The following is a 22,996-nucleotide window of genomic DNA, read 5'->3' as shown; positions in this document are numbered from 1 at the left end:
GGGTCAGCAGCCGCCGGAGGAGGCGGGGGCGCCGATGGTGAGGGTGGCGGGGGCCGCGCAGCAGCCTCCGCCGGCTCCTTCGGGGGAGACTGCCTCGGGGGTGGCTGCCGCGGGCTGCTCGAAGAGGCCGGATCCGCCGCAGACTCCGGTTTCGGGGAGGGTGAGTTCGACGCGTTCCGCGGCCTCGTGGTCGCCTGCGAGGGTGGCGGCGATGGAGCGGACCTGCTCGTAGCCGGTCATGGCGAGGAAGGTCGGGGCGCGGCCGTAGGACTTCATGCCGGCCAGGTAGAGGTCCTTCTCCGGGTGGGAGAGCTCGCTCGCGCCGTGCGGGTAGACGGTGCCGCAGGAGTGCTGGTTGGGGTCGATCAGCGGGGCGAGCGCGGTGGGGGCCTGGAGGCGTTCGTCGAGGCCGAGGCGCAGCTCGTCGAGGAACGTGAGGTCGGGGCGGAGGCCGGTCAGGACGACGACCTCGTCGACCGGGTCCAGGCGGCGGCCGTCCTCGCCGACGAGGATGAGGCGGCCGTCGGAGTCGCGTTCGACGGCTTCGGTGCGGAAGCCGGTGACCGCGTCGGCGTGGCCGTCGTCGACGGCGGCCTTGGCGGCGAGGCCGAGGGCGCCGCGGGCGGGGAGCTGGTCGGCGGTGCCGCCGCCGAAGGTGGAGCCGGAGATGCCGCGGCGCAGGATCCAGGCGGCACGGGTGCCGGGCTCCTCCTTCGCGAGGTCGGCGAGGTGGGCGAGCGCGGTGAAGGCGGAGGCTCCGGAGCCGATGACGGCGGTGCGCTTGCCGGCGTGGCGGGCGCGGACGGCGGGGTCCTTGAGGTCCGGGACGCGGTACGTGATGCGGTCGGCCGCGCTCTTCTCGCCGAGGGCGGGCAGGCCGCTGCCGCCGGCCGGGCTCGGGGTGGACCACGTACCGGAGGCGTCGATGACGGCGCGGGCGAAGACGCGGGCCTCGGTGCCGTCGGCCGCGGTGTAGTGGATGACGAAGGGCTGGGCCTCGCGGTCCGCGTCGACGATCCGGTCCCGGCCGGTGCGGGAGACTCCGGTGACGGTCGCGCCGTAGCGGACGCGCTCGCCGAGGGCGTCGGCCAGGGGCTGGAGGTAGAGCTCGGCCCAGTCGCCGCCGGAGGGGTAGGCGGCGGGGTCGGGCTTGACCCAGCCGGTCGGGGCGAGGAGCTTCTCCGCGGCCGGGTCGATGACCTCGCCCCAGGTGGAGAAGAGGCGTACGTGGGCCCACTCACGGACCGCGGACCCCGCGGCGGGGCCCGCCTCCAGCACGAGGGGCTCGATGTCCCGCTCGACGAGCCGAGCCGCGGCCGCGAGGCCGATCGGACCGGCTCCGATCACGACGACGGGCAGGGCTTCGGTGGATGTGTTCATGGCGGGCTCCCCTGGCTACTTCCGACTACGTCCGACTACGTCCGACTACCTCTGGGTACTTCCGAGTACTTCCGACTACGTCCAGCCGCGTCGTCCAGCTACGCCGTCCAACCACGATGTGCGCTGTTTCGACGTTTGTCGATGTCCTGACGCCTCAAGACTGGCACCTCATATCGACGTTCGTCAACATAGACATCCATCTATTTTCTGGGGATGATGAAGGCATGCCCTCCTCGAAGGTCTTGCCCCTGCTGGAACCGGACGCCGCCGCGCCCTGCTGCCCGCCGCTGACGGAGCGCCCGCTGACGGCCGAGGAGGCCGAGCGGACCGCGGTGATGTTCAAGGCGCTGGGTGATCCCGTGCGCCTGCGGCTGTTCTCGGCCGTCGCCTCGCACGAGGGCGGGGAGGCCTGCGTGTGCGACATCTCCGATGTGGGCGTTTCGCAGCCGACGGTCTCGCACCACCTGAAGAAGTTGAAGGACGCCGGCCTGCTCTCCTCCGAGCGGCGCGGCACCTGGGTCTACTACCGCGTGGAGCCCGCCGTCCTCGCGGCCATGGGCGCCCTGCTGACCCGGGCCGGTGGGGTGTGAGCATGCGCATCGTGCCCCTGACCCGGGCGCACGCGGACGAGGTCCTGGCGATCTACCAAGCCGGGATCGACGAGGGCAATGCCACCTTCGAGACCGAGGCCCCCACCTGGGAGGCCTTCGATGCGGGGAGGCTGCCGGATCACCGCTTCGCGGCAGTCGACGCGGACGGGAAACTGCTCGGCTGGTTGGCCGCTTCCAAGGTCTCCGACCGGTGCGCCTACGCGGGCGTGGTCGAGCACTCCGTCTACGTCCACCCCGGCGCCCGGGGCCGCGGCGTGGCCCGCGCCCTGCTCGACGCCCTGATCGCCTCGACCGAGGCGGCGGGCATCTGGACGATCCAGTCCGGGATCTTCCCCGAGAACACCGCGAGCCTGGCCCTGCACCAGAGGGCCGGTTTCCGCGTCATCGGCACCCGCCAGCGCATCGGCCGCCACCACGGCGTGTGGCGTGACGTCGTCCTGCTGGAGCGCCGCAGCCCGCGGATCGACTGACCGCGCCCCTCCTCGTACAGCCCCAAGACTGAACCCACCCCTCACCGACCGGCAGCACGTCCACGCCGGTGGGACGGCACAGCGATGTCTGCAGGGCCCTGAGGTGCACGACCCGTGAACCAAGTCCTCGAAGTCCTCGCGACGTTCGGCATGATCGCCGGTGAACTCGTCTTGCCCTTCGGCACCCTGCTCATCGCGCACGGCATGCACCGCTTCGGCTTCGCCTCGCAGGTCAAGCGCGTACGGGTCGCCGGCGGCCAGGAGGAGGAGGAGTACGTGCCCACCGACCTGATGGCCGCCGTGGCCGGAGACGGCAAGTGGTACGCCATCCCGCTCGCCGCGCTGATCGCCGTCCCCCTCTACATGCGGGCCGAGACCGCCCTGCCCGTCGGCTTCGCCCTGATGGACCGCCTACGGACCACCCCAACGGCAGAGGGTGTCGCGCGTCAGCGGCCCAGCAGCTCCGCGATCTCGCGGGCCGCGTCGCGGGCGGGACGGCCGACGCCGATGAGGGTGGCGGAGGCGGGGCCGGTCCAGTCGCCGTAGCCGAGCAGGTGGAGGCGGGGCTCGTCGGCGGCGCGCGTGCCGGCGGTGGCGATGTGGCCGTGGCTGCCGCGCAGTCGCAGTGGGGCGAAGGGGGCGAGGGCCGGGCGGAAGCCGGTGCACCAGATGATCGCGTCGGCCTCGGCCCGGGTGCCGTCGGCCCATTCGGCACCGGTGGCGGTGAGGCGGCTGAACATCGGCTCCGCCGCCAGGAGTCCGGCGTCGCGGGCCGCGCGGACCGGGGGCACGGCCACGATGTCGCCGAGCGAGGCGACACCGCCGGTGTCGGTACGGCCCGCGCCGAGCGCCTGGCGGCGGGCGGTCGCGGCATCGAAGAGGGCCCGGCCGTCGATGTCGTCGGGCAGGTAGCGCGGCGGGCGCTGGGTGACCCACGTCAGCTCGGCGACGGACGCGAGGTCGGCGGCGACCTGGGCCCCGGAGTTCCCGCCACCCACCACGATGACGCGCTGACCGGCGAACTCGCCGGGACTGCGGTACTGCACCGTGTGGAGCTGGCGGCCCTGGAACTCCCGCCGTCCGGGGACGGCGGGCAGGAAGGGCCGGGTCCACGTCCCGGTCGCGCCGACGACCGCGCGGGCCCGCCACTCCCCGCAATCCGTCTCCACCCGCAGGAAGCCGCCGTCGCGGTGGACGCCTTCGCGGTGGATGCCGTCGCGGTGGACGCCGTCGCGGTGGACGGCGTCGACCCGCACGCCCCGCCGCACGGGGAGCTCGTAGCGCTTCTCGTAGTCCGCGAGGTACGAGACCACGTGCCCGGCGTCCGGATAGAGCTCGCCCTCCTGGGCGGGCATGAACCGGCCGGGCAGCGAGGAGTGGGCGGCCGGGGAGAAGAGGCGCAGGGAGTCCCAGGTGTGCTGCCAGGCCCCGCCCGCACCCTCCTGGGCGTCGAGGATGACGTGCTCGATACCCAGTCGGCGCAGGTGATAGCCGGCGGCGAGCCCGGACTGACCGCCGCCGATCACCACCACGTCCGTGTGCTGCGTCATGCGGAGGGCGCCCCGCCGTCCGTCTTGCCGCGCATGAAGATGACCGCGACCAGGGCCAGGCCCACGACCGCACCCACGAGCTGCACACCCACGAACGCCGGGACCGAGGCGGGGGCGATGCCCGCGAAGGTGTCGGTGAAGGCGCGGCCGATGGTGACGGCCGGGTTGGCGAAGGAGGTGGAGGAGGTGAACCAGTACGCGGCACCGATGTACGAGGCCACGGCGACGGGCGCGAAGCGCAGCCGGTCCGTGCGCGCCAGGCCGAAGATCAGCAGGATCAGCCCGGCGGTGGCCACGAGCTCGCCGAGCAGGAGGTTCCCGGCGGAGCGGTCGTGGGTGGACCACTTCACCAGCGGCTCACCGAACATCGCGTCGGCGAGGATCGCGCCCGCGATGGCGCCGACGATCTGGGCGGGCACGTAGACGGCCAGCTCGCGGGCGGTGAGTCCGCCGCCGGTGCGGCGGGCCGTCCACCACTCGGCGAGGCTGACCACCGGGTTGAAGTGGGCGCCGGAGACCGGGCCGAGGAGGGCGATGAGGACGCCGAGGCCGAAGACGGTGGCGGTGGAGTTGGCCAGGAGCTGCAGGGCCACGTCCTGGGTGAGCTGCGTGGCCTGGATGCCGGACCCGACGACGACCGCGACCAGCGCGGCCGTCCCGACGAGTTCGGCGGCGGCGCGGGCCACCAGCGGAGCGGCGGGCGGGGTCGTGCCCGGTACGGGCTGGGGCACGTCGGCGGGTATTTCGGTGACCGCTGCGGGTGCGGGGCCGACGGGCTCGGTGGCGGACAAGGCAGGTTCTCCTCGGGCAGGTGAGGGGGAGGCCAAGCGGACTACGGGCAGGACCGCTTGAGGTTCGCTTCGGAAGTGGCACGCGCGGCCTGCGCGAGGCCGGCGAACTGGCCGGCGAGGGCCTCGATGACTTCCGGGCGGAGTCTGTAGTAGATGAAGCGGCCGCACGGTTCGGTCTCCACGACCCCGGCCTCTCTGAGCACCTTCAGGTGGTTGGAGAGGTTGGTCTGCTTGGCACCGGTCTCTTCCACGAGGTGCGTGGTGCACAGCGTCTCGCGGGAGAGCAGGGTCACGATCTGAAGCCTGAGGGGGTCTGCCAGGACTCGGATCAGTTCAGTGTCGACTGACGTCATCATGGACTGATACTGTCACATCAGCTGGGGCTGATACCAGTCCGGGCTGAGTCGTTGCCGCCCGGGCGAGATGGGGCGGCCCCGTCGACCCTGCCGATGAAGGAAGAACCGATGCCCTCCACCCCGCTCGCGTCCGTGCTGTTCGTCTGCATCCACAACGCGGGCCGCTCGCAGATGGCGGCCGGGTTCCTGCGCCACCTCGCCGGCGACCGCGTCGAGGTCCGCTCCGCCGGCTCCGTCCCCGGTGAGCGGATCAACCCCTCCGCCGTCGCCGCCATGGCCGAGCTGGGCATCGACATTTCCGACCAGAAGCCGAAGGTGCTGACCCCCGAGGCCGCGCAGGCGTCGGACTACATCATCACGATGGGCTGCGGCGACGCCTGCCCGTACTTCCCCGGCAAGACCTACCTCGACTGGCAGCTGGAAGACCCGGCCGGTCAGGGCGTGGAGGCCGTGCGCCCCATCCGCGACGAGATCAAGGGCCTCATCGAGGGCCTGATCGCCGAGATCGACGCCAAGAGGCAGGTCTGACCCGGTCGGTAGCCGCCCGGCCCCTCCCCGCCCCGCCCCGCCCCGCCGGTCATTTTGTGGCCGACGAACCCATTGCGGAGCTTCGAGATCGCCCTTTCGATTGAGCAATTGCGGTTCTTGACGGGGTGAGGTTCTGCCGTTGCGGGCAAAGCCCGACATCTTGGAGTCAATCGCGCGCCATGGCCCTCACAACTGTCCCTGGGCGCAGGCTGGTTGATCTGCTCTCGGTTTATGGTGGCCGTGATCGCAAGATGTCCCAGGAGGTCTGCTGTGCCGTTTCGACGGGGTTCATCCGTAGTCGCCCCACTGCGAGGGTCGGCCGCTCTCCTGTTTTCCGGCTGCTCGGATGCAAATCCCCCTTCGTTTTCCGGTTCTGTCTCGCAATCCAGGCGGGGCGCGGGAGCGGTCGATCCGGAGCCGGCCGGCTTTTCCTTCTCGGTGCGGAAGTGCGCTGACGTCTACGCGCCGTCGACCGGCGGGCCGAACGCCGAATGAAGGGCGACATACAGGCCCTCGAACCGGCCGCCGAACGTGCGGGACTCGCGGAACTCGCCGGGGGGTCCGGAGGTGCTGAGCCCTCTGTCGGTCTGTCTCGGCGGCGCCGGTGGGTGGCGGCTGTGGCGGTGGGGGCGGTGCTGCTGTCCGTCGCCGGTGTGGCGGCTTCGTTGGTGGTCAAGTCGCCGGCGCAGGCGGCTGCCGAGGCGGGTCCGCCGCCGATGGACGTGCTCGTCGCGCGGGTCGAGAAGCGTGTGCTGCGTGACACCGTCATCGTGCGCGGGACGGTCACTTCCGCTCAGGCGGTTCCGGTGACCCCGACGGTGGCGGGCGGGGAGGGTTCGGGTCCTGCCGTGGTCACCAAGGTCGCTGTTCGTCCGGGTGATGCGGTGCTGGCGGGCAAGGTGTTCCTGGAGGTGTCGGGGCGTCCGGTCTTCGCGCTTCCGGGTGCGCTGCCGGTGTATCGGGACTTGAAGCCGGGTGCCACCGGTGACGATGTGAAGCAGCTCCAGAAGGCCCTGGCCGGGCTGGGCCACGGCGCGGGGTCCGACAAGGCGGGCACGTTCGGGGCCGGGACGAAGGCGGCGCTGGCCTCCTTCTACAAGTCCATCGGCTACGACCCGCTGCCCGCGGTCGCCGACCGCGGCGAGGCCGTGAAGTCCGCCGAGGACGCGGTCACTTCCGCCGAGCGGTCGCTGGAAGACGCCAAGGCCGCCGCCAAGTCCCGTACGGGTTCCACCGGTACGACGACCGGCGGTACGGGTACCACCGACGGCAAGGGAACTTCGGGGACGGCCGGGGCTGCAGGAACCTCGGGCACCGCTGGCGACAAGGGCGCGGTCCAGGAGGCTGCTCGTGCCGTGGCTCGTGCCCAGGAGGATCTGGTCAAGGCCCGTGAGCGTCTGGCCGAGGCGCGTGCGGCGGCCGGTCCCATGGTTCCGGCCGGTGAGGTCGTCTTCCTGGAGTCCTTCCCCGCCCGCGTCGACACGGTCGGTGTCCGCCCCGGCTCGCCGGTCAGCGGCGCGGCGATGACGCTGTCCGCGGGGGCGCTCGTCGTACGCGGTCAGCTTGCCGAGCATCAGAAGGGCCTGGTCCGGGCCGGGCAGAAGGTTGAGATCCTGTCCGAGGTCAGCGGGGTGACGGTGGCTGCCGAGGTGCTGTCGGTCGCGGACACCCAGTCGGCGCCACCCGCAGCGCCGAACGGCGGTCAGGGCGACGGCCAGGGCCAGCAGGCTCCTGCTCCGGGCGGTCCGAGCGGGTACGAGATGCTCGTACGCCCCCTCGCCGCGCTGGACTCCAAACTCGCGGGCCAGGACGTACGGCTGACCGTGGAGGCCGCCGCGACCGACGGCAACGCGCTGGTCGTTCCGGTGACCGCTGTCTCCGCGGGAACCGACGGCCGTACGAGCGTCACCGTCGTGGACGGCACGGGAACCCAGCGCCGCGTCGAGGTCCGGCCCGGCACGACCGGCGACGGTTACGTGGAGATCCGGCCCACCGGGGATGGCGTGATCGCGGATGGCGACTCGGTCGTCATCGGCGTCAACCCGGGCGTCGCGAACAAGCAGACCGGCGACAAGCCCAACGGCGGCACGGGAGGCGCCGGTTCATGACCCGGACCACCGACGAGACCGCGCCTGAGCCCGTCAGCGAGGCGGAGCCGGAGGCCGTGGCCGAGTCCGTGTCTGTGCCCGTGCCCGTGGCCGAGTCCGTGCCCGTGCCCGTGGCCAAGGCTGAGCTCCTGCCCGTGGTCAAGGCCGAGGTCGTGCCCGCGCCCCTGCCCGAGGCCGCGCCGCCCGTGATCGAGTTCCGGCAGGTGGGCCTCACCTACCCGGGCCCGCCTCCGGTGGCCGCCTTCAAGCCGTGTGATCTCACCATCCAGCGAGGCGAGTTCGTCACCGTCGTCGGACCCTCCGGCTCCGGCAAATCGACGTTCCTCAACATCGCCGGCCTGCTCGACGCACCCACTTCGGGCCACTACCTCATCGACGGCATCGACACCGGCGCCCTCGGCGACAGTGACCGGACCGCGCTGCGCGGGCGCCGCATCGGATTCGTCTTCCAGTCCTTCCACCTCCTGCCCCACCGCTCGGCCCTGGAAAACGTCACCCTCGCCATGCTCTACAACAGCGTCCCCCGCAAACAGCGCCCCGCCCGCGCCCGCGAAGCCCTCACCCGCGTCGGACTCGCCCACCGCCTCGACGCACTCCCCTCCCGCCTCTCCGGCGGCGAACGCCAACGCGTCGCCATCGCCCGAGCCCTGGTCGCCCGCCCCTCGCTCCTGCTGTGCGACGAACCCACCGGAAACCTCGACTCCGCCAACGCCGACACCGTCCTGGCCCTCCTCGACGAACTCCACGCCGACGGAATGACCGTCCTGGTCATCACCCACGACCAGGAAGTCGCCGCACACGGCGGCCGAACCGTCACCATCCGCGACGGCATCCTGCGCGAACAGGCCCCCGCATGAACCAGCCCCAACCCCGCCGACTCACACGACTCACACGACTCACACGGCGACGGCCGTCTCGGGCCGCTGTCCGTATCGAACCCTCCCGCTTCACCGCCCGCGACAACGTCTCCGAAGCCTTCGCCGGAATCCTGCAACGCCCGGCCCGCTCGGCGCTGACCGCACTGGGAACCGTCCTCGGCGTCGGCACCTTCGTCGCCGTCCTCGGCCTCACCGCCACCACCTCCTCCCAGATCGACGCCCGCTTCAACCTCCTCACCGCCACCGAAGTGACCATCGAAGACATCGCCCGGAACAAGAACCCCTTCGCCGGACCCGGATTCCCCGCAGACGCCGACGAACGCGTCGAGCGGCTGGGTGGGGTCCAGCACGCCGGCGTCTTCTACACCGTCCGCCTCGACGCCACGGCCGGCAGCGTCCGCTCCGCACCGGTCGGCGGGGCAGGTGGCGGGGGCGACAGCACCGAGGTGGTCGCCGCGTCACCCGGCGCCCTGCAGGCCGCCGTCCCCAAACTGGCCCAGGGCCGCCTCTACGACGCCTACCACTCCGACACCAAACAACGTGTGGCCGTCCTCGGCTCGTCCGTCGCCGCACGCCTCGGCATCACCACCCTCGACACCCGCCCCGCCGTCTTCATCGGCTCCGAGCCCTTCGCCGTGATCGGAATCATCGAGGACGTGGAACGCAAGCCAGACCTCCTCCTCTCGGTCACCGTCCCCCGCACCACCGCCGAGGACATCTGGGGCCCGCCCGAGAGCGACGGCACCAGCATGCTGATCGCCACCGACATCGGCGCCGCCCAGCAGGTCGCCCACCTCGCCCCCACCGCACTGCGCCCCGACCACCCCGAATACCTGAAAGCCGTACCACCACCCGACCCCCGCACCCTGCGCTCCGGGGTCACCTCCGACCTTCAGCAGCTCTTCCTCATCCTGGCCGGGATCTGCCTGATCATCGGAGCCGTAGGCATCGCCAACACCACCCTCGTCGCCGTCCTCGAACGCACCGGCGAAATCGGCCTACGCCGCGCACTCGGCGCCCGCGGCCGCCACATCACCACCCAATTCCTCGCCGAATCAGGCACCCTCGGCGCCCTCGGCGGACTCGTCGGCACCTCCCTGGGCACCCTCACCGTCCTCACCATCGCCGTCCTCCGCGACTGGACCCCCGTCATCCACCCCACCACCGTCGCCACCGCCCCCCTCCTCGGCCTCCTCACCGGACTCCTCGCCGGCCTCTACCCCGCCTGGCGCGCCGCCCGCATCGAACCCGCAGAAGCACTGAGACGCTGAGACGCTGAGGCGTTGAGGCGCTGAGGCGCCGACCGGAGGGGGCAGGGGCAGCTGGGACGGAGGCGGTCATCGCATCGTCAGCAGCGGTAGCCGTGCGGAACCTGGAGGAGGGCCACGAAGATCCACACCATGGCCGCGGTGCCGATCGTGCCGCCCAGGAGGGCGACCGTGAGGTTCCGGCCTCCTGCGTACCCGACGAGCACCCACCAGTAAACCGTCGCGGCCACGGAGAGCAGGGCTCCGTAGAGGACCAGCGCGAACCCGTTGGCCGCGCCGTTCACTCCTGCGTCGCACGCCCGCCAGGCCGCCGCCAGCAGGCCCGACCCGAGCGCGCCGGTCGCCAGTCCGGCCACTGGGGCGACCACACAGCCCCACTGTCCCCGCTCGTCCATCGCGTCGTCGATCCCTTCGGTAGGAGGGCGGGCGACCGTCACGTCGAGGTCGGGCCCGCCGGTGCGGCCGCGCCGTCCCGGCTCACCGGGTGAGGAACCGCTCCCGCAGCCGCTCCGTCGTGGCCGGGGTGATGCCGACCCCGTCCGCGAGGTAGGCGTGGACCGAGCCGTAGCGGGTGGCGAGATCGGCCAGGGTCAGGCGCAGGATCTCGGCGGGCGCGCGGCCGTACGAGGGCCAGCGCATCGTGCGGCCCGGGTGGGCGGCGTGCCAGTCGGCCGTCAGGCGGGCGGTCGCCAGCTCGGTCAGGGCGAAGTCCGCGAGGATCTGCTCCTCGTCCACACCGAGGAGGGTCAGGACGAGCGCGGCGATCAGGCCGGTGCGGTCCTTGCCGGAGGCGCAGTGGAAGACCGCCGGGCCCGGCCCCTCGGCGAGCAGCTCGATCGCGCCGCGGATCTCCGCCACCCCGTCCTCGGCGACCTCGGCGAACCGGTCCGCGAGGAACCGCCACGGGTCGGTGTCCGGGTCGATCTCGGCCTGTTCGTACGGCCGGTGCTCGATGCTGTGGTTGGCGTACGTGAACCGCTCGGGCTCCGGTACCCGGCCCTTCGCCTCGATCTCCCAGGGGTAGCGCAGGTCGATGACCGTCCGCACGTCGAGCTCCAGGAACCGCTCCCAGTCGGCGCCCGCGAGCTTGCCGAGCGAGTCCGCCCGGTAGAGCGCGCCCCACACGACGGTGGAGCCGTCCTCGGTGCGATAGCCGCCCAGATCACGGAAGTTGTGCAGTCGCTCGAACTCGATGTGGCGGGTCATGCGGATCCCCCTGGATACCGTGCCGGTGATCTTCCTGCGTGACGAGAGGCTGCCACAGGCAGGGCTTCCGCGACCAGGGGATCGCCCGGCCCCGCTCCCGCGGCCTCAGCCCATCCGCAGGGCCGCCGCGAAGTCCATCTTGTCCTCCAGCCGGCTCAGGTTGCGCCCGGTCAGTGCCTCAATGCGGCTGATCCGGTAGCGCAGCGAGTTGACGTGCAGGTGCAGTGCCTCTCCGCAGCGCGCCCAGGAGCCGTCGTGTTCCAGGAAGGAGCGCAGGGTGGGCACCAGGTCGGAGCGGTAGCGCCGGTCGTAGTCGGTCAGCGGGGCCAGCAGCCGGCGGCTGAACTCCCGCCGGACGTCGGCCGGGATCAGCGGCAGCAGCGACATGACGTGCGCGGCGAGATCGTCCGGCCCGCAGGCGGCGACCGCTTCCGAAGGGGCGGCGACCTGCCGGGCGTTACGCGCCTGCGCGAGCGCGTGCCGCAACTCCGCGGCCCCGCCCACCGGGTCGCTGACGCCGAAGGCCAGCCGTTCCCCGGCCCGCAGCCCGCGCGGCAGCGAGCCGCCGGCGACCCGTACGACCGCGTCGGGGGTCAGCAGCGCGTCCGCCCCGACGAGCACGAAGGCGACGGCCTCGGCCCCGTCGCCGGCCGCCGTGACGGCCATCCGCGCTCCGGCGTCCGGCCCCAGGCAGCGCGGGTGCAGCAGGACCTCCTCCAGCAGGTCGCGCACGGACGCCGCTACGGGAAACCCGTGCACCCCCTTCGGGTCCAGCCGGGCCGATACGGCCTGCCAGCGCAGCCGGCCGTCCGGGCCGCCGGGGCCGCCCGGGCCTTCCGCGCCGGAAGCCCCCGCGGCCCCCGCGGTCCCCGAGGCCCCCGCCGTGAGCCGGGCCGCCGCTTCCTCTTCCTCGAACAGCGCCTGCCCGCCCTCCCCGGCGGCGGCCGGGCCGACCAGTGCCAGCAGTCGTTCGGCGGCGCGCCGCCGCATCGTGCGGTCGGTGTCGCGGCCGCCGCGCTCCACCGCGACCAGCCGCGCGAGCCGGTCCAGCAGGTCGACGCGTTCGTCGTTCCAGTCGGAGCTGTCGGCCTCGACGGCGATCAGCCAGTCGGTCAGCGCCGCACCGGGAGCGGACTCCCCTTCCCCGGCCCCCGAGCGCACCGGGAACAGGGAGAAGGCCGTCCCGCGCGCGACCGTGTGGTGCGGGGCCCGCTCGCCCGCCCGTTCGGCGGCGAGGAACCTCCCGGCCAGCGCCGAGGCCGTCTTCTCCGGCAGCGGGGGCGCGCCCGCGATCTGCCGGCCGGTGGGGGAGAGGATGTGCGCGCGCAAGTCCAGCTCGGCCAGCAGCAGTTCGAGGAGGGCGTCGGCCCCCGCCCCGGCCTGCCGGTCGGTGCTGAAGCGCCGGTGCCGGTCCACGAGCGCGGCGAGGCCGCCGATCCGCTCCTCGGTCCGGCCGCGCGCCACGTACTCGGTGACCGAGGTGAACGGCACCTCCACGCCCACCGCGAGCAGCGGCAGCCCGTACCGGGCGCAAGCCTCCACCAGGTCGTCGGGGACGTGGCCGAACCGCGCCTCGCCCGCGCCCAGCGCCACGGCGCCCGCCTCCACGAGGACGCGGACGAACGCGTCGGACGGATCGGCCCCCGCGTCCTGGCGGTGCCGCTGGTGCCAGGCCAGTCCGGACAGCACCAGGTCCCCGGGGGACACGAAGCGCCCCGGGTCGGGCAGGTCGATGGTCACCGTGCCCAGTACGGGCCGGTCCAGGTCCCGCTCGCCGCCGGGCAGGCGCAACAGGCGCAGCAGACACGGGTCCGCAGGCGCCTGGGCCTCTTCGGACGACAGCAGATCACGCAGCCTCATGGCCCCAGCCTGCCATGTGCCGCCCTGCTCACGTTTCCGGCCTTCCCCCGCTGAACCGCAGGTCAGGCCTTTACGTTGGGGTAATTCCACGGAAATCGGGGTGAGTCCGAGGGCCCCGGTTCATGGGATCGGTGACTGCCGGACACCCCTGCAGGGGACCGTACGCGCAGCACTACGGCCGATCGGCACTACCAGCTGGTGTCGAACGGCTCTCATCCCTGCCGTCCGCCACTGCCAGCCTGGAGGGAGACAGCGATGTGAAGGAGAGTGCCGGCCATGGGGATCGCGCTTCCGCGGCCCGCCCCGGACGACGACTGGTGGAAGGAGGCGCGGTGCACCTCCGACGAGGAGTGCGCCGAACTCTTCTACTCCGAGGCCTCGGGCTCCGCCGCCCGGGCCAAGAGGATCTGCTTCTCCTGCCCGGTCCGCAGCGCCTGTCTGGAGTACGCCCAGGAGATCGGCGAGAACTCCGGGATCTGGGGCGGACTCACCGGACACGAACGCCGCGCCCGCAGGCGGTACGGCCGTCCCTGACGGGGGTGCCTGCGCCCTGGCGGATGCCCTGGAGGATGTCCTAGAGCCCCATCGGAGCGTGCAGTTCGACGAGGATCTCCACCTCGACGGGGGAGTCCAGCGGGAGCACGCTCACGCCGACCGCGCTGCGTGCGTGGATGCCCGCGTCGCCGAAGGCGGTGCCCAGCAGCTCGCTCGCGCCGTTGAGCACGCCGGGCTGTCCCGTGAAGTGCGGGTCGCTGGCCACGAAGCCGACCACCTTGACCACGCGCTTCACGGCGGAGAGGTCCCCCGCGACGGAGGTGATGGCGGCCAGCGCGTTGAGCGCGCACTGCTGCGCCAGCTCCTTGGCCTGCTCCGGGGTGACCTCGGCGCCGACCTTCCCGGTGAGGGGGAGTGCGCCGTCGACCATCGGAAGCTGGCCGGAGGTGTACACGTAGTGCCCGCTCTGCACGGCGGGCACGTAGACGGCGACCGGCGAGGGCGTGGGCGGCAGCTTCAGGCCGGCGGCGGCGAGGCGCTCTTCGGGGGTGCTGGTCATGGGCGGATCTCCTTGTGGTCGCGGACGCGGACGCGGACGCTGTCCCTGTCTCTGTCCCTGTGTCTGTTTCTGCCGCTCTAGTTCTCGCTGTCGGGCCGCGGGAAGATGATCACCGGCTTGATCATCCCCGGCTCCTTGGCGGCGAGCCGCCCGAAGGCCTCCCCGACCCGGTGGAACGGGAACTCGTGCGTGGTGATCACCGTAGGGTCCACCAGCCCGTCCCCGATCAGGTGCAGCGCCCGCGCGAGCCGCGCCCCGCTGCTCTGCGGCGGCCTGCAGCGGGCGTACGTGATCTTCCCGCTCCCGGACAGGCCCCTGCGGGCGGCCCTCGCGGCGGCGGGCGCGGCCGTCGCCATGATCGCGCGGTCGGCGCCGGCGCCGCCGGTCAGCTCCAGGATCCGCTCGGCGGTGTCCTCGTAGGCCGGGTCGATCACCACGTCGGCCCCGAACCGCAGGGCGAGGCGCTGGCGCTTCATCTCCGGCTCGACCGCGATGACGCGGGCTCCGCGCAGCCGGCCGGCCGCGATGGTCGCGCTGAGCCCGACCGCGCCCTGGCCGAAGACGACGACGCTGCCGCCCGGGGGCGGCCCGGACTCCTCGGCGGCGGCGAAGCCGGTGGGGAGCGCGCCCGCCGCGTAGAGGGCCTGGTGGTCGGAGATGGTGTCGGGGAGCGGGACCAGCCCGGCTCCGGCCGCCGGGGCGCGGAAGAACTCGGCGAGCCGCCCGTGGCCCTCGACGCCGACGCGCCGGCCGACGTAGGAGGGGCAGACCCCGGGGCCGACGGTCTCGACGACGCCGACGGCCTCGTGGCCGAGCCCGGTGGGCGCCCCGGCGGCGGTGTGCCCGTCCCAGGCGCAGATGAGTGCGGCCGTGGTGCGTACGAGGACCTCGCCCGCCCGGGGGTGGGGGACGGGCCGTTCCAGCACGGCGGGCGGCTCGCCGGTACGGCGCAGCGCGAAGGCCTTCACGGGTCTCCTCAACTCGGCGTTGCACGGCTAGTTCCCAACCATGCGGGTACGGATCCGGCCCGGCGGGGGGCCGTAGGTCGCTTGTAGGCGGGCCGAGCGTCAGCACTTGGAGCCGCTGCTCGTCCCGCCCCACCCGCGGAGCACACCGCTCACCGCTCACCGCTCACCGCTCACGGTCTGGTGACCCGGACCTGATAGCTGCCGTTGCGCAGCTCGCCCACGACCGAGACGCTGATGCCCGACTTCTCGTCGGTGAAGGTCTCGCCCGGCCGGAACGGCGCGTCCGAGAGCTCCGCGTGCACGTTGGACCGCCGGGTGCAGCCGCCGCTCGCGGAGGAGCTGTCGGAGACGGCGACGGGTCCGCGGCCGGTGTCCACCTCGGAGTCCACCCTGTAGATGAGCACTCCGGGCTTGCAGACGGCCTCGTCGTTCCCGGCGCGGGTGCGCACCTCCACCGCGTACCCGGCGCTCTCCGAGACGGGGACGAAGGCCAGCTTCGTGCCGCCCTCCACGGCCAGCGGGCTCAGCACGTGGTCGCTGACCCCGGACTTCCCGGCGCAGCTGATCTGGTTGCTGTCGAGCCAGCCCAGCTTCCACTTGTGCCAGCCCAGCAGGTCGTTGTTGGCGCCCCAGTCCTCGCTCATGATGTCCCAGTGCCCCACCGTGCCGCCGCCGTCGGCGGTGTAGAGGTCGGGCAGGCCGAAGACGTGCCCGTTCTCGTGGGGGAGCACCCGGTAGCCGGTCTCCCGGTAGGTGCCGGAGCCGTCGTCCTGGCGGCTGTAGACGAAGGACGTGTTGGCGAGCGGGACGCCGTCGGCCATCGGGGCCTCGCCGTTGCCGGAGAAGGTGACGGAGAGGACGGTGTCGAGGGCGGAGGGGCCGGCGTTCGGAGTGACGAGGATGTTTATCAGGTCGTACCGGGAGAAATCGACCTCGGCGTCGGAGGTTTTGATGATGTGCTCGACGAGCTGGCGGTAGCCGGGCTCGTACGCGGAACCCCGCTCGATCCCGTACGCCGCGAACGGCATCGGCATCCGCAGCCAGTTCTTTATCGGCGCCTCGGCCCGGTAGGTCAGCCGTCCGTAGGAGCTGACGCGAAACCAGTCGGACGTCTGGGGGAAGAACTCCGCCATCCGGTCGGCCGCCGTGCCCTCGCCCTTGGCGTCGGGGAAGTCGATCATCAGGTTCAGCGCCCGGACCTCGCCGGTGGAGCGCGAGTACCCCGGGGCGGTCGGCAGCCCCTCGGACATCTGCACGCCCATCGCGCCGGAGATCCGGCAGGGCGCGAGCATCGACTCGGCGCTGGTCGCGCCCACCGGCCCGGCCGCCGAATGGCTGCGGCTGGATATGCCCGCGCTCGCCGTCGCCGTGATGCCGAGGGCCAGCGCCGTGACGCCGATGAAGACGCTGGTGCGGTTTGGCTTGCGTATCCGGTGGCGCGTCTGCGGCATGGAGATCGGCCTTCGGGTCCGCGGCAGCCGGCCGGGTCCGGACTGCGCTCTGTGGGCTCACCCTCCGACGGCTGGGGCGGGCTCGCGCGCCGGGAGAGGCCAAACGGGATCAAAGGGCCTGGAGTGATGTGACTCAGGTCACACGGGAGAGTGAAATAAGCGGGGACCCTCTCCCCGTTTGAACCAGAGTCCCCGCGAACCGGGGAGCCGCTCCCCGTTTCGACGGGAACGAGCGGCCCACCCGGACGTACGCACCGCTCCGCCACTCACCCCGCCAGGGAGTCGTTCATGAAGAGCCCCGCCACCACCGATCCGGCGGCCCTGCCCGTACCGGGCCCGGAGGCCGACCTCGACCTCGCGGCTCCGGCCGCCGGTGCGGGCGCGGAGGCGGGCACAGGCGCGGGTGCAGGCACAGGCGCGGGCGCGGGTGCGGGCGCGGGTGCGTGCGTGGGTGTGGGCGTGGCCGCGGCCGTGCGTGCGGCCGCGGGCAAGGTCAAGGCGGCGGGCAAGCGGGCCCGTACCGGCGCGGGCGCGGTCCCGAGGCCGCGCGCCGATGCCGTCCGCAACCGGGAACGCATCCTGACCGCCGCCCGCGACGTGCTCGTGGAGTTCGGCCCCGCCGCCCCCCTCGACGAGATCGCCCGCCGGGCCGGCGTGGGCAACGCCACGCTCTACCGGCACTTCCCCGACCGGCCCGCCCTGGTCCACCACGTCGTGCTCTTCGGCATGGACCGGGTGGCCGGCCTGGCCGTCGACTCCCTCGCCGAGGAGCCGGACGCCTTCGCCGCCCTGTGCCGCTTCACGCACGCGGCCGCGGAGGAGCGGATCGGCGCCCTGTGCCCCGTACTCTCCAGCGACTTCGACCACGACCACCCCGAACTGCTCTCCTCCCGCGAGGCCTTGGAGGAAGCCGTCGAGGCCCTGCTGGCCGCCGGCCGATCCTCCGGGCTCGTGCGCGCGGACATCGGCGTCGGCGATCTGATGATCGCGCTGTCCCAGCTCAGCCGCCCGCTCCCGGGCACCGGCTGCTTCGACGCGGACGTGTTCGTCCACCGTCATCTCCAGCTCTTCCTCGACGGGTTGAGGGCCCCGGCCCGGTCCGAACTGCCGGGCTCGGCGACGACGCTGGCGGATCTGAGGCGGAAGACCATGTGACGCCCCCGGAGCGCGCCCCGGCGCTGTAGAGCCGCCCTGATCACACCCTGATCACGCCCTGATCATCCCTTTTCAGTCATCTCGCACCACGAAGTGGGTACCCCCATGTCAAAAACAGCCGCGAACCCGCCGCTGTCCGTCGCCGGCGCCGACCCCAGTCGCTGGAAGGCCCTGGTCTTCATCGCGCTGGCGCAGCTGATGGTCGTCCTCGACGCCACCATCGTGAACATCGCCCTGCCGTCCGCCCAGACCGACCTCGGCATCTCGGACGGCAACCGCCAGTGGGTCATCACCGCGTACGCCCTGGCCTTCGGCGGACTGCTCCTCTTCGGCGGCCGCATCGCCGACAAGTGGGGCCGCAAGAACGCCTTCATCGTCGGTCTCATCGGCTTCGCCCTGGCCTCCGCGCTGGGCGGCGCCGCACAGGGTGAGGCCATGATGCTGGGCGCCCGCGCCCTCCAGGGAGCCTTCGGCGCACTGCTCGCGCCGGCCGCGCTCTCGCTGCTGGCCGTCATGTTCACCGACGCCAAGGAGCGCGCCAAGGCCTTCGGCATCTACGGTGCGATCGCCGGTGGCGGTGGCGCCGTGGGCCTGATCCTCGGCGGCGTCCTCACCGAGTACCTGAACTGGCGCTGGACCTTCTTCGTCAACATCCCGTTCGCGATCATCGCCGCCGTCGGCGCCTGGATGATCATCCGCGAGCCGGCCGGCGGCCGTAACCGCGCACCGCTCGACATCCCCGGCGTCCTGCTGTCCACCACCGGTCTGGTCGCCCTCGTCTACGGATTCACCCGCGCCGAGTCGGCCGGCTGGTCCGACGGCCTCACCGTGGGCATGTTCATCGCCTCCGTGGTGCTGCTCGGCGCGTTCGTCCTCGTCGAGTCCCGTACGAAGAACCCGCTGCTCCCGCTGCGCGTCCTGCTGGAGCGCAACCGCGGCGGCGTCTACCTCTCGCTGGGCCTCGCCGTCATCGCGATGTTCGGCCTGTTCCTCTTCCTCACCTACTACCTGCAGGTCGTCAAGGGCTTCTCGCCCGTCACGACCGGCTTCGCCTTCCTCCCGATGATCGTGGGCATGATCGCCGGCTCCACGCAGATCGGCGCCCGCCTCATGACGCGGGTCCCGCCGCGCCTGCTGATGGGCCCCGGCTTCATGGTCGCCGCCAGCGGCATGCTGCTGCTGACGCAGCTCGAGGTCGGCTCCTCCTACCCGGCGCTGATCCTGCCGGCGCAGCTGCTGCTGGGCCTCGGCATGGGTACCGCGTTCATGCCCGCCATGTCCCTGGCCACGTACGGGGTGAACCCGGCCGACGCCGGCGTCGCCTCCGCGATGGTCAACACCTCGCAGCAGGTGGGCGGCGCGATCGGCACCGCCCTGCTGAACACGATCGCCGCCTCCGCGACGACCGCGTACCTGACCGACCACGCGGCCGAGGCCGCGGCGGGCGGCCCGGCGGCGAAGCTGATCCAGGCCCAGGCCATGGTGGAGGGCTACTCCTCCGCGATCTGGTGGGCGGTCGGCATCCTGGTCGCCAGCTCGCTCATCGCCCTGACCCTCATCACCACGGGCAAGCCGGGTGCGGGCGACCCGGTCGCCGAGGGCTCGGACGCCGACATGAAGATTCCGGTGATCGCCCACTGACCCCCTCTCCGCAAGCGGGGGAAGGCGCCCGCTCCCCGGTACGGGAATGACTGACGACCCCGCATCGTTCAAATTTGAACGATGCGGGGTTAGTCTGTTCGTGGCGCCCCGCCGCGACGATTCCTGGAGCTCCCGATGCCGACGCCCGAAGCCCTGACCCCCACCCGGATGCCGGCGCTGTACCTGAGCCACGGAGCCCCGCCCCTCGCGGACGACCCGCTCTGGCCCGGCGAACTGGCCGCCTGGTCCGCGGACCTCCCCCGCCCCCGCGCGATCCTGATGGTCTCCGCCCACTGGGAGGAGGCCCCGCTCGCCCTCGGAGCCACCGAGCAGGTCCCGCTGGTCTACGACTTCTGGGGCTTCCCCGAGCACTACTACCAGGTCCGCTACGACGCCCCGGGCGCCCCCGAACTGGCCGCGGCGGTCCGCAAACTCCTCAAGGCCCCCGGCACCCCCGTCCAGGACATCCCCGACCGCGGCCTGGACCACGGCGCGTACGTCCCGCTGGTGGAGATGTTCCCCGGGGCCGACATACCGGTGCTCCAGATATCCATGCCGACCCTCGATCCGCGCCGCCTGATGGAGATCGGCCGCAAACTGGCCCCCCTGCGCGACGAGGGCGTCCTCATCGTCGGCAGCGGCTTCTTCACCCACAACCTGGCCGCCCTGCGCCACACCGGCCCCGGCGTCCCGTCGTGGTCCGCCGAATTCGACGCCTGGGGCCACGAGGCGCTGGCCGCCTCCGACATCGACGCCCTGCTGGACTTCGAAGCCAAGTCCCCGGCGGGCCGCCTGGCCCACCCCCGTACGGAGCACTTCGCCCCCCTCTTCGTCACCCTGGGCGCCGCGGAATCCGAGCTCGCCACCGCCAGCACCCCCGTCTCGGGCTTCTGGATGGGCCTCTCGAAGCGGTCCCTGCAATTTGGCTGACCCCGAGCAGCTCTGGTGCCCCAGCGGCTCCGCGTACGCGCCGGAGTCGCTGGTCCTCGCCGCCCGCGAGGGCCTGGACGGCCCCCCGGTCTACCTCCCCACGCCCCGCCCGACGGCGGAGGCCCTGGCAGAGCTCCCGCCGGGCGTGGAACCGCGCCGCCTGCTGCGCCTGGCATCCCACTGCGTCCCGCACTGCCTCAACCGCGCGGGGGAGTCCTGCACCCTGGCCACCCGCCTGACGGCCACCCCCCGGGCCGGATCCCCGCTCCCGCCCTGCCACCTCCGCCCGCGCTGCAAGTGGTGGACCCAGTCGGGCCCACCTGCCTGCCGCGCCTGTCCCGAGGTCTCCAGCCGCCCTGGTTAGGGGACGCGGGGCGGCCCGGTGATGTCCTCGCCGATGGTGAACCCCTTGGCGGGCCCGCTCGGGATGGTGGCCGTGGCGCCGTAGTCCGCCCGGAGCTCGTCGCCGTAGACGGCCTGGTCGGGATCGGGGGCGGTCAGCACGGTCACGATGCCGCGCTCGTCGTGATCGTCGATGAGGACGTAGACGGCAATGCCCGCCCGCGCGTATTCACGCCGCTTGCGGGTGCGGTCGCGTGTCACGCTGTCGCTGCCGGGAGAGACGACTTCGATGATCAATTGGACGGCGGAGGCCTTGATGCCGATCCCGTCCTCGCTGCTGTGGGCTTCCACGTCCTCGGGTGCCACCAGGACATCGGGGATCCAGGCCTTCCGCCCCTCAATGACATTGGTGTCCTGGAACGCCGCGAACTCGCTGCGGTCCAGGAACTTGTCCAAGGCGCGGCGAAGGCGGTTGGCGACCTGGCTGTGCGACAAGCGACCCGTGGGTGACACCTCGATGAGCCCCTCGATGATTTCGGCGTGGTAGCCCTCGGGGAGTTCGATCGCTTGCCATGCCTGCCACAGGACGTCGTCAAGGCCCGACGGGGGGGTCGCGACCTTCGGCATTACGGCCTCCAGCGTCTCGTGGGCGAGAGCGGTCATGTGCAGCACCTCCTCTGAGTGTGGGCGCCGCCGGCCGGAGGGCACAAGCGACTCTCCGATGCTCGGGGAGCGGCCGGTCATGCCACAGGAATATGCCGCACCTTCACTCGGACGGGTAGGCCATCGCAGGCCGAGGCAACCAGAAGCCGGTGAGGGCCGTCTCTTGGGGTAGGAGCGCAGCCGGTGGCAGCGCCGCGACGGGGCGAAAGCAGCCCTGTCAAGTGTGACGGTGGTCTCATCGCCACCCCGTGCGGCGGGCCCGCCGACCCTCCGGGGACGGCCGTAATCCGCGCCCTGACCTGCGGATCTTCGAGTCCGACGGCGTCGCCCATCCCCTCGAATCGGGGGGTGGCGGGGCAGGATACTGCAAGATCTCGAAAAACAGGGAGCAACGTGGGAATTCTGTCCCGATTCCAGTCGTTGTTTCCTTCGGAAGCGGGCACTCGGGAGAGTGTCCGGGCAGCCGCACCAGGGCAGCCGAACCGCACCACCGCGACCGAACTCATCGCAAGGGAGCACGCATGGCAACCCGCGCCGTCGCCCGTCGTCAGTCCACGAGCAGCGCTCGCGCTGTGGGCGGGGAGATCGCAGACCGCGACCTGGTCGGCATGTACCTGGACGAGATCGCGCGCACTCCGCTGCTCGACGCGGCCAAGGAAGTGGAGCTCTCGCAGATCATCGAGGCGGGCGTGTACGCCCAGCAGATCCTCGACGGCGCGATAGAGCGGAAGGGTAAGAAGCCCTCCCGGGAGGAGCTCGAATTCCTGGCCGCCGAGGGTGAGCGCGCCAAGGAAGTCTTCATCCGCTCCAACCTCCGCCTGGTCGTCGCCGTGGCCCGCCGCTACCCGCGCAGCGGACTGCCGCTCCTCGACCTCATCCAGGAGGGCAACGCCGGCCTGGTCCGCGCGGTGGAGAAGTTCGACTATGCCAAGGGCTTCAAGTTCTCCACGTACGCCACCTGGTGGATCCGCCAGGCGATCACCCGCTCCATCGCCGACCAGTCCCGCACCATCCGCCTGCCCGTCCACCTGGTCGAGGAGCTCGGCCGGATCCGCCGGGTCCAGCGCGAGTTCAACCGCGAGAACGGCCGGGACCCGGAGCACGCGGAGATCGCCGCCGAGCTGGACACGACGGAAAAGCGCGTCGGAGACGTCCTGGACTGGGCGCGCGACCCGGTCAGCCTGAACATGGGCGTGGACGAGGACGGCGACACGCAGTTCGGCGACCTGCTGGAAGACACCTCGGCGATTTCACCCGAGCAGTCCGTCCTCTCCCTGCTGCGCAGCGAGGAGCTGGAGGACCTGCTGGGCAAGCTGGACCAGCGAACCGCGTCGATCATCAAGATGCGTTACGGCATTGAAGACGGTCGAGAGCGTACGCTGACGGAAGTGGGCAAGCAGCACGGCCTGACCCGCGAGCGGATTCGTCAGATCGAGAAGCACGCGCTGCTCGAACTGAAGAAGATGGCCCGCGACACCGGCTTCGACGCGGTGGCCTGACCGGCCCCAGTCGCAGCCCCCCATACGAGCCCCCGGCGCCTATCCCCCCCAGGCGCCGGGGGCTCCCCTTTGCCCAAATCCAGCCCCGCCGGCGTTTGCGGCACGGGGTCCGGGCACATCCAGCCCCGCCGGCGTTTGAGGAGCGGGGTCTGGGGCGGAGCCCCAGGGGGGTCCGGGCGCAGCCCGGTACCCCTTCCAGCCCGTCCGGCGTTTGAGGACCGGGGTCCGGGCAGAGCCCGGGGAACGGTGGAAGGGCGGGTAGGGGACAGCCCCGCAGGGCCACCACC

At 72.2% G+C, this 22,996-nt stretch carries 24 protein-coding genes; 13 read left to right on the top strand and 11 right to left on the bottom strand.

Annotation, left to right across the window (positions count from 1 at the left end):
• Positions 1-3: 3 nt before the first annotated feature.
• Positions 4-1,380, bottom strand: a complete 1,377-nt coding sequence (locus ACODT5_RS34215; protein ID WP_422522959.1) for an NAD(P)-binding domain-containing protein — start codon at positions 1,378-1,380, stop codon at positions 4-6.
• Positions 1,381-1,604: 224 nt separating this feature from the next.
• Here ACODT5_RS34215 and ACODT5_RS34210 point away from each other — a divergent pair, with 224 nt between their 5' ends.
• The 3 genes from ACODT5_RS34210 to ACODT5_RS34200 all read left to right on the top strand — a co-directional run bounded on the left by ACODT5_RS34210 (position 1,605) and on the right by ACODT5_RS34200 (position 3,007).
• A complete protein-coding gene (locus ACODT5_RS34210) occupies positions 1,605-1,970 on the top strand; it encodes an ArsR/SmtB family transcription factor (RefSeq protein WP_422522958.1) in 366 nt (121 codons plus the stop codon).
• 2 nt (positions 1,971-1,972) lie between these two features.
• Complete coding sequence (locus ACODT5_RS34205) at positions 1,973-2,461, top strand: GNAT family N-acetyltransferase (protein ID WP_422522957.1); 489 nt, start codon at positions 1,973-1,975, stop codon at positions 2,459-2,461.
• Between the two features lie 114 nt (positions 2,462-2,575).
• Positions 2,576-3,007, top strand: coding sequence for a hypothetical protein (locus ACODT5_RS34200; RefSeq protein ID WP_422522956.1), 432 nt, complete (start codon positions 2,576-2,578; stop codon positions 3,005-3,007).
• Here the strand turns inward: ACODT5_RS34200 and ACODT5_RS34195 are convergent.
• From ACODT5_RS34195 to ACODT5_RS34185, 3 genes are read right to left on the bottom strand one after another with little or no spacing between them, the layout of a single operon-like run.
• Complete coding sequence (locus ACODT5_RS34195; protein WP_422522955.1) at positions 2,908-4,011, bottom strand: ArsO family NAD(P)H-dependent flavin-containing monooxygenase; 1,104 nt, start codon at positions 4,009-4,011, stop codon at positions 2,908-2,910. The genes ACODT5_RS34200 and ACODT5_RS34195 overlap by 100 nt on opposite strands.
• Positions 4,008-4,802 carry an aquaporin gene (locus ACODT5_RS34190; protein WP_422522954.1) on the bottom strand — a complete coding sequence of 265 codons (795 nt, stop codon included), beginning with the start codon at positions 4,800-4,802 and terminating at the stop codon, positions 4,008-4,010. The genes ACODT5_RS34195 and ACODT5_RS34190 overlap by 4 nt, the downstream gene beginning before the upstream one ends.
• 41 nt (positions 4,803-4,843) lie before the next feature.
• Positions 4,844-5,158, bottom strand: coding sequence for an ArsR/SmtB family transcription factor (locus ACODT5_RS34185; RefSeq protein WP_422522953.1), 315 nt, complete (start codon positions 5,156-5,158; stop codon positions 4,844-4,846).
• 108 nt (positions 5,159-5,266) lie between these two features.
• Here ACODT5_RS34185 and ACODT5_RS34180 point away from each other — a divergent pair, with 108 nt between their 5' ends.
• The 4 genes from ACODT5_RS34180 to ACODT5_RS34165 all read left to right on the top strand — a co-directional run bounded on the left by ACODT5_RS34180 (position 5,267) and on the right by ACODT5_RS34165 (position 9,943).
• Positions 5,267-5,686: an arsenate reductase ArsC gene (locus tag ACODT5_RS34180; RefSeq protein WP_422522952.1), complete on the top strand. Its 420-nt coding sequence runs from the start codon at positions 5,267-5,269 to the stop codon at positions 5,684-5,686.
• A 608-nt stretch (positions 5,687-6,294) separates the two neighbouring features.
• A complete protein-coding gene (locus ACODT5_RS34175; protein WP_422522951.1) occupies positions 6,295-7,794 on the top strand; it encodes a peptidoglycan-binding protein in 1,500 nt (499 codons plus the stop codon).
• Positions 7,791-8,651, top strand: a complete 861-nt coding sequence (locus ACODT5_RS34170) for an ABC transporter ATP-binding protein (RefSeq protein ID WP_422522950.1) — start codon at positions 7,791-7,793, stop codon at positions 8,649-8,651. The genes ACODT5_RS34175 and ACODT5_RS34170 overlap by 4 nt, the downstream gene beginning before the upstream one ends.
• Positions 8,648-9,943: an ABC transporter permease gene (locus ACODT5_RS34165; protein ID WP_422522949.1), complete on the top strand. Its 1,296-nt coding sequence runs from the start codon at positions 8,648-8,650 to the stop codon at positions 9,941-9,943. The genes ACODT5_RS34170 and ACODT5_RS34165 overlap by 4 nt, the downstream gene beginning before the upstream one ends.
• A gap of 77 nt (positions 9,944-10,020) precedes the next feature.
• Here the strand turns inward: ACODT5_RS34165 and ACODT5_RS34160 are convergent, their stop codons facing one another.
• The 3 genes from ACODT5_RS34160 to ACODT5_RS34150 all read right to left on the bottom strand — a co-directional run bounded on the left by ACODT5_RS34160 (position 10,021) and on the right by ACODT5_RS34150 (position 13,006).
• Positions 10,021-10,335, bottom strand: coding sequence for a hypothetical protein (locus ACODT5_RS34160; protein WP_422522948.1), 315 nt, complete (start codon positions 10,333-10,335; stop codon positions 10,021-10,023).
• A gap of 82 nt (positions 10,336-10,417) precedes the next feature.
• On the bottom strand, positions 10,418-11,146 hold the full coding sequence (locus tag ACODT5_RS34155) for a tyrosine-protein phosphatase (protein ID WP_422522947.1): 729 nt from the start codon (positions 11,144-11,146) through the stop codon (positions 10,418-10,420).
• A 105-nt stretch (positions 11,147-11,251) separates the two neighbouring features.
• Positions 11,252-13,006: a PucR family transcriptional regulator gene (locus ACODT5_RS34150; RefSeq protein WP_422522946.1), complete on the bottom strand. Its 1,755-nt coding sequence runs from the start codon at positions 13,004-13,006 to the stop codon at positions 11,252-11,254.
• A 276-nt stretch (positions 13,007-13,282) separates the two neighbouring features.
• On the opposite strand from ACODT5_RS34150, the gene ACODT5_RS34145 reads away from it, so the two are divergent.
• On the top strand, positions 13,283-13,540 hold the full coding sequence (locus tag ACODT5_RS34145; protein WP_385374238.1) for a WhiB family transcriptional regulator: 258 nt from the start codon (positions 13,283-13,285) through the stop codon (positions 13,538-13,540).
• Between the two features lie 40 nt (positions 13,541-13,580).
• On the opposite strand, the gene ACODT5_RS34140 is transcribed toward ACODT5_RS34145, so the two are convergent.
• The 3 genes from ACODT5_RS34140 to ACODT5_RS34130 form a co-directional block, all read right to left on the bottom strand.
• Positions 13,581-14,060: a RidA family protein gene (locus ACODT5_RS34140; RefSeq protein ID WP_385374236.1), complete on the bottom strand. Its 480-nt coding sequence runs from the start codon at positions 14,058-14,060 to the stop codon at positions 13,581-13,583.
• A 77-nt stretch (positions 14,061-14,137) separates the two neighbouring features.
• Positions 14,138-15,028 (bottom strand): zinc-binding dehydrogenase, encoded by an 891-nt coding sequence (locus tag ACODT5_RS34135; RefSeq protein WP_422522945.1) that lies wholly within the window; start codon positions 15,026-15,028, stop codon positions 14,138-14,140.
• Between the two features lie 170 nt (positions 15,029-15,198).
• The gene (locus ACODT5_RS34130; RefSeq protein ID WP_422522944.1) at positions 15,199-16,479 is read right to left on the bottom strand and encodes a M6 family metalloprotease domain-containing protein; all 1,281 of its coding nucleotides are present in this window, start codon (positions 16,477-16,479) and stop codon (positions 15,199-15,201) included.
• Positions 16,480-16,950: 471 nt separating this feature from the next.
• Here ACODT5_RS34130 and ACODT5_RS34125 point away from each other — a divergent pair, with 471 nt between their 5' ends.
• The 4 genes from ACODT5_RS34125 (at position 16,951) to ACODT5_RS34110 (ending at position 20,569) form a co-directional block, all read left to right on the top strand.
• Positions 16,951-17,634: a TetR/AcrR family transcriptional regulator gene (locus tag ACODT5_RS34125; protein WP_422525127.1), complete on the top strand. Its 684-nt coding sequence runs from the start codon at positions 16,951-16,953 to the stop codon at positions 17,632-17,634.
• Positions 17,635-17,739: 105 nt separating this feature from the next.
• Entirely contained in the window at positions 17,740-19,275 is a 1,536-nt protein-coding gene (locus ACODT5_RS34120; RefSeq protein ID WP_422522943.1) for an MFS transporter, read from the top strand.
• A 135-nt stretch (positions 19,276-19,410) separates the two neighbouring features.
• The gene (locus ACODT5_RS34115) at positions 19,411-20,205 is read left to right on the top strand and encodes a dioxygenase family protein (protein ID WP_422522942.1); all 795 of its coding nucleotides are present in this window, start codon (positions 19,411-19,413) and stop codon (positions 20,203-20,205) included.
• A complete protein-coding gene (locus ACODT5_RS34110) occupies positions 20,198-20,569 on the top strand; it encodes a hypothetical protein (RefSeq protein WP_422522941.1) in 372 nt (123 codons plus the stop codon). Before ACODT5_RS34115 ends, ACODT5_RS34110 begins: the two co-directional genes overlap by 8 nt.
• On the opposite strand, the gene ACODT5_RS34105 is transcribed toward ACODT5_RS34110, so the two are convergent.
• Complete coding sequence (locus ACODT5_RS34105; RefSeq protein ID WP_422522940.1) at positions 20,566-21,210, bottom strand: Uma2 family endonuclease; 645 nt, start codon at positions 21,208-21,210, stop codon at positions 20,566-20,568. The genes ACODT5_RS34110 and ACODT5_RS34105 overlap by 4 nt on opposite strands.
• A 521-nt stretch (positions 21,211-21,731) precedes the next feature.
• On the opposite strand from ACODT5_RS34105, the gene ACODT5_RS34100 reads away from it, so the two are divergent.
• Positions 21,732-22,709 carry a sigma-70 family RNA polymerase sigma factor gene (locus ACODT5_RS34100; RefSeq protein WP_327253246.1) on the top strand — a complete coding sequence of 326 codons (978 nt, stop codon included), beginning with the start codon at positions 21,732-21,734 and terminating at the stop codon, positions 22,707-22,709.
• Positions 22,710-22,996: the final 287 nt, after the last annotated feature.

Source organism: Streptomyces tatrensis (assembly GCF_049310065.1).
Taxonomy (GTDB): domain Bacteria; phylum Actinomycetota; class Actinomycetes; order Streptomycetales; family Streptomycetaceae; genus Streptomyces.
This window is presented reverse-complemented; position numbering and strand designations above follow the sequence as displayed.

What these genes read in the sequence shown, in the direction of transcription:
- ACODT5_RS34120 (WP_422522943.1), top strand. Translation starts at nt 17,740, where the DNA reads ATGTCAAAAACAGCCGCGAACCCGCCGCTGTCCGTCGCCGGCGCCGAC.
- ACODT5_RS34215 (WP_422522959.1), bottom strand. Translation starts at nt 1,380, where the DNA reads ATGAACACATCCACCGAAGCCCTGCCCGTCGTCGTGATCGGAGCCGGT.
- ACODT5_RS34185 (WP_422522953.1), bottom strand. Translation starts at nt 5,158, where the DNA reads ATGATGACGTCAGTCGACACTGAACTGATCCGAGTCCTGGCAGACCCC.
- ACODT5_RS34180 (WP_422522952.1), top strand. Translation starts at nt 5,267, where the DNA reads ATGCCCTCCACCCCGCTCGCGTCCGTGCTGTTCGTCTGCATCCACAAC.
- ACODT5_RS34165 (WP_422522949.1), top strand. Translation starts at nt 8,648, where the DNA reads ATGAACCAGCCCCAACCCCGCCGACTCACACGACTCACACGACTCACA.
- ACODT5_RS34210 (WP_422522958.1), top strand. Translation starts at nt 1,605, where the DNA reads ATGCCCTCCTCGAAGGTCTTGCCCCTGCTGGAACCGGACGCCGCCGCG.
- ACODT5_RS34145 (WP_385374238.1), top strand. Translation starts at nt 13,283, where the DNA reads ATGGGGATCGCGCTTCCGCGGCCCGCCCCGGACGACGACTGGTGGAAG.
- ACODT5_RS34100 (WP_327253246.1), top strand. Translation starts at nt 21,732, where the DNA reads ATGGCAACCCGCGCCGTCGCCCGTCGTCAGTCCACGAGCAGCGCTCGC.
- ACODT5_RS34205 (WP_422522957.1), top strand. Translation starts at nt 1,973, where the DNA reads ATGCGCATCGTGCCCCTGACCCGGGCGCACGCGGACGAGGTCCTGGCG.
- ACODT5_RS34155 (WP_422522947.1), bottom strand. Translation starts at nt 11,146, where the DNA reads ATGACCCGCCACATCGAGTTCGAGCGACTGCACAACTTCCGTGATCTG.
- ACODT5_RS34105 (WP_422522940.1), bottom strand. Translation starts at nt 21,210, where the DNA reads ATGACCGCTCTCGCCCACGAGACGCTGGAGGCCGTAATGCCGAAGGTC.
- ACODT5_RS34140 (WP_385374236.1), bottom strand. Translation starts at nt 14,060, where the DNA reads ATGACCAGCACCCCCGAAGAGCGCCTCGCCGCCGCCGGCCTGAAGCTG.
- ACODT5_RS34115 (WP_422522942.1), top strand. Translation starts at nt 19,411, where the DNA reads ATGCCGACGCCCGAAGCCCTGACCCCCACCCGGATGCCGGCGCTGTAC.
- ACODT5_RS34160 (WP_422522948.1), bottom strand. Translation starts at nt 10,335, where the DNA reads ATGGACGAGCGGGGACAGTGGGGCTGTGTGGTCGCCCCAGTGGCCGGA.
- ACODT5_RS34195 (WP_422522955.1), bottom strand. Translation starts at nt 4,011, where the DNA reads ATGACGCAGCACACGGACGTGGTGGTGATCGGCGGCGGTCAGTCCGGG.
- ACODT5_RS34130 (WP_422522944.1), bottom strand. Translation starts at nt 16,479, where the DNA reads ATGCCGCAGACGCGCCACCGGATACGCAAGCCAAACCGCACCAGCGTC.
- ACODT5_RS34150 (WP_422522946.1), bottom strand. Translation starts at nt 13,006, where the DNA reads ATGAGGCTGCGTGATCTGCTGTCGTCCGAAGAGGCCCAGGCGCCTGCG.
- ACODT5_RS34170 (WP_422522950.1), top strand. Translation starts at nt 7,791, where the DNA reads ATGACCCGGACCACCGACGAGACCGCGCCTGAGCCCGTCAGCGAGGCG.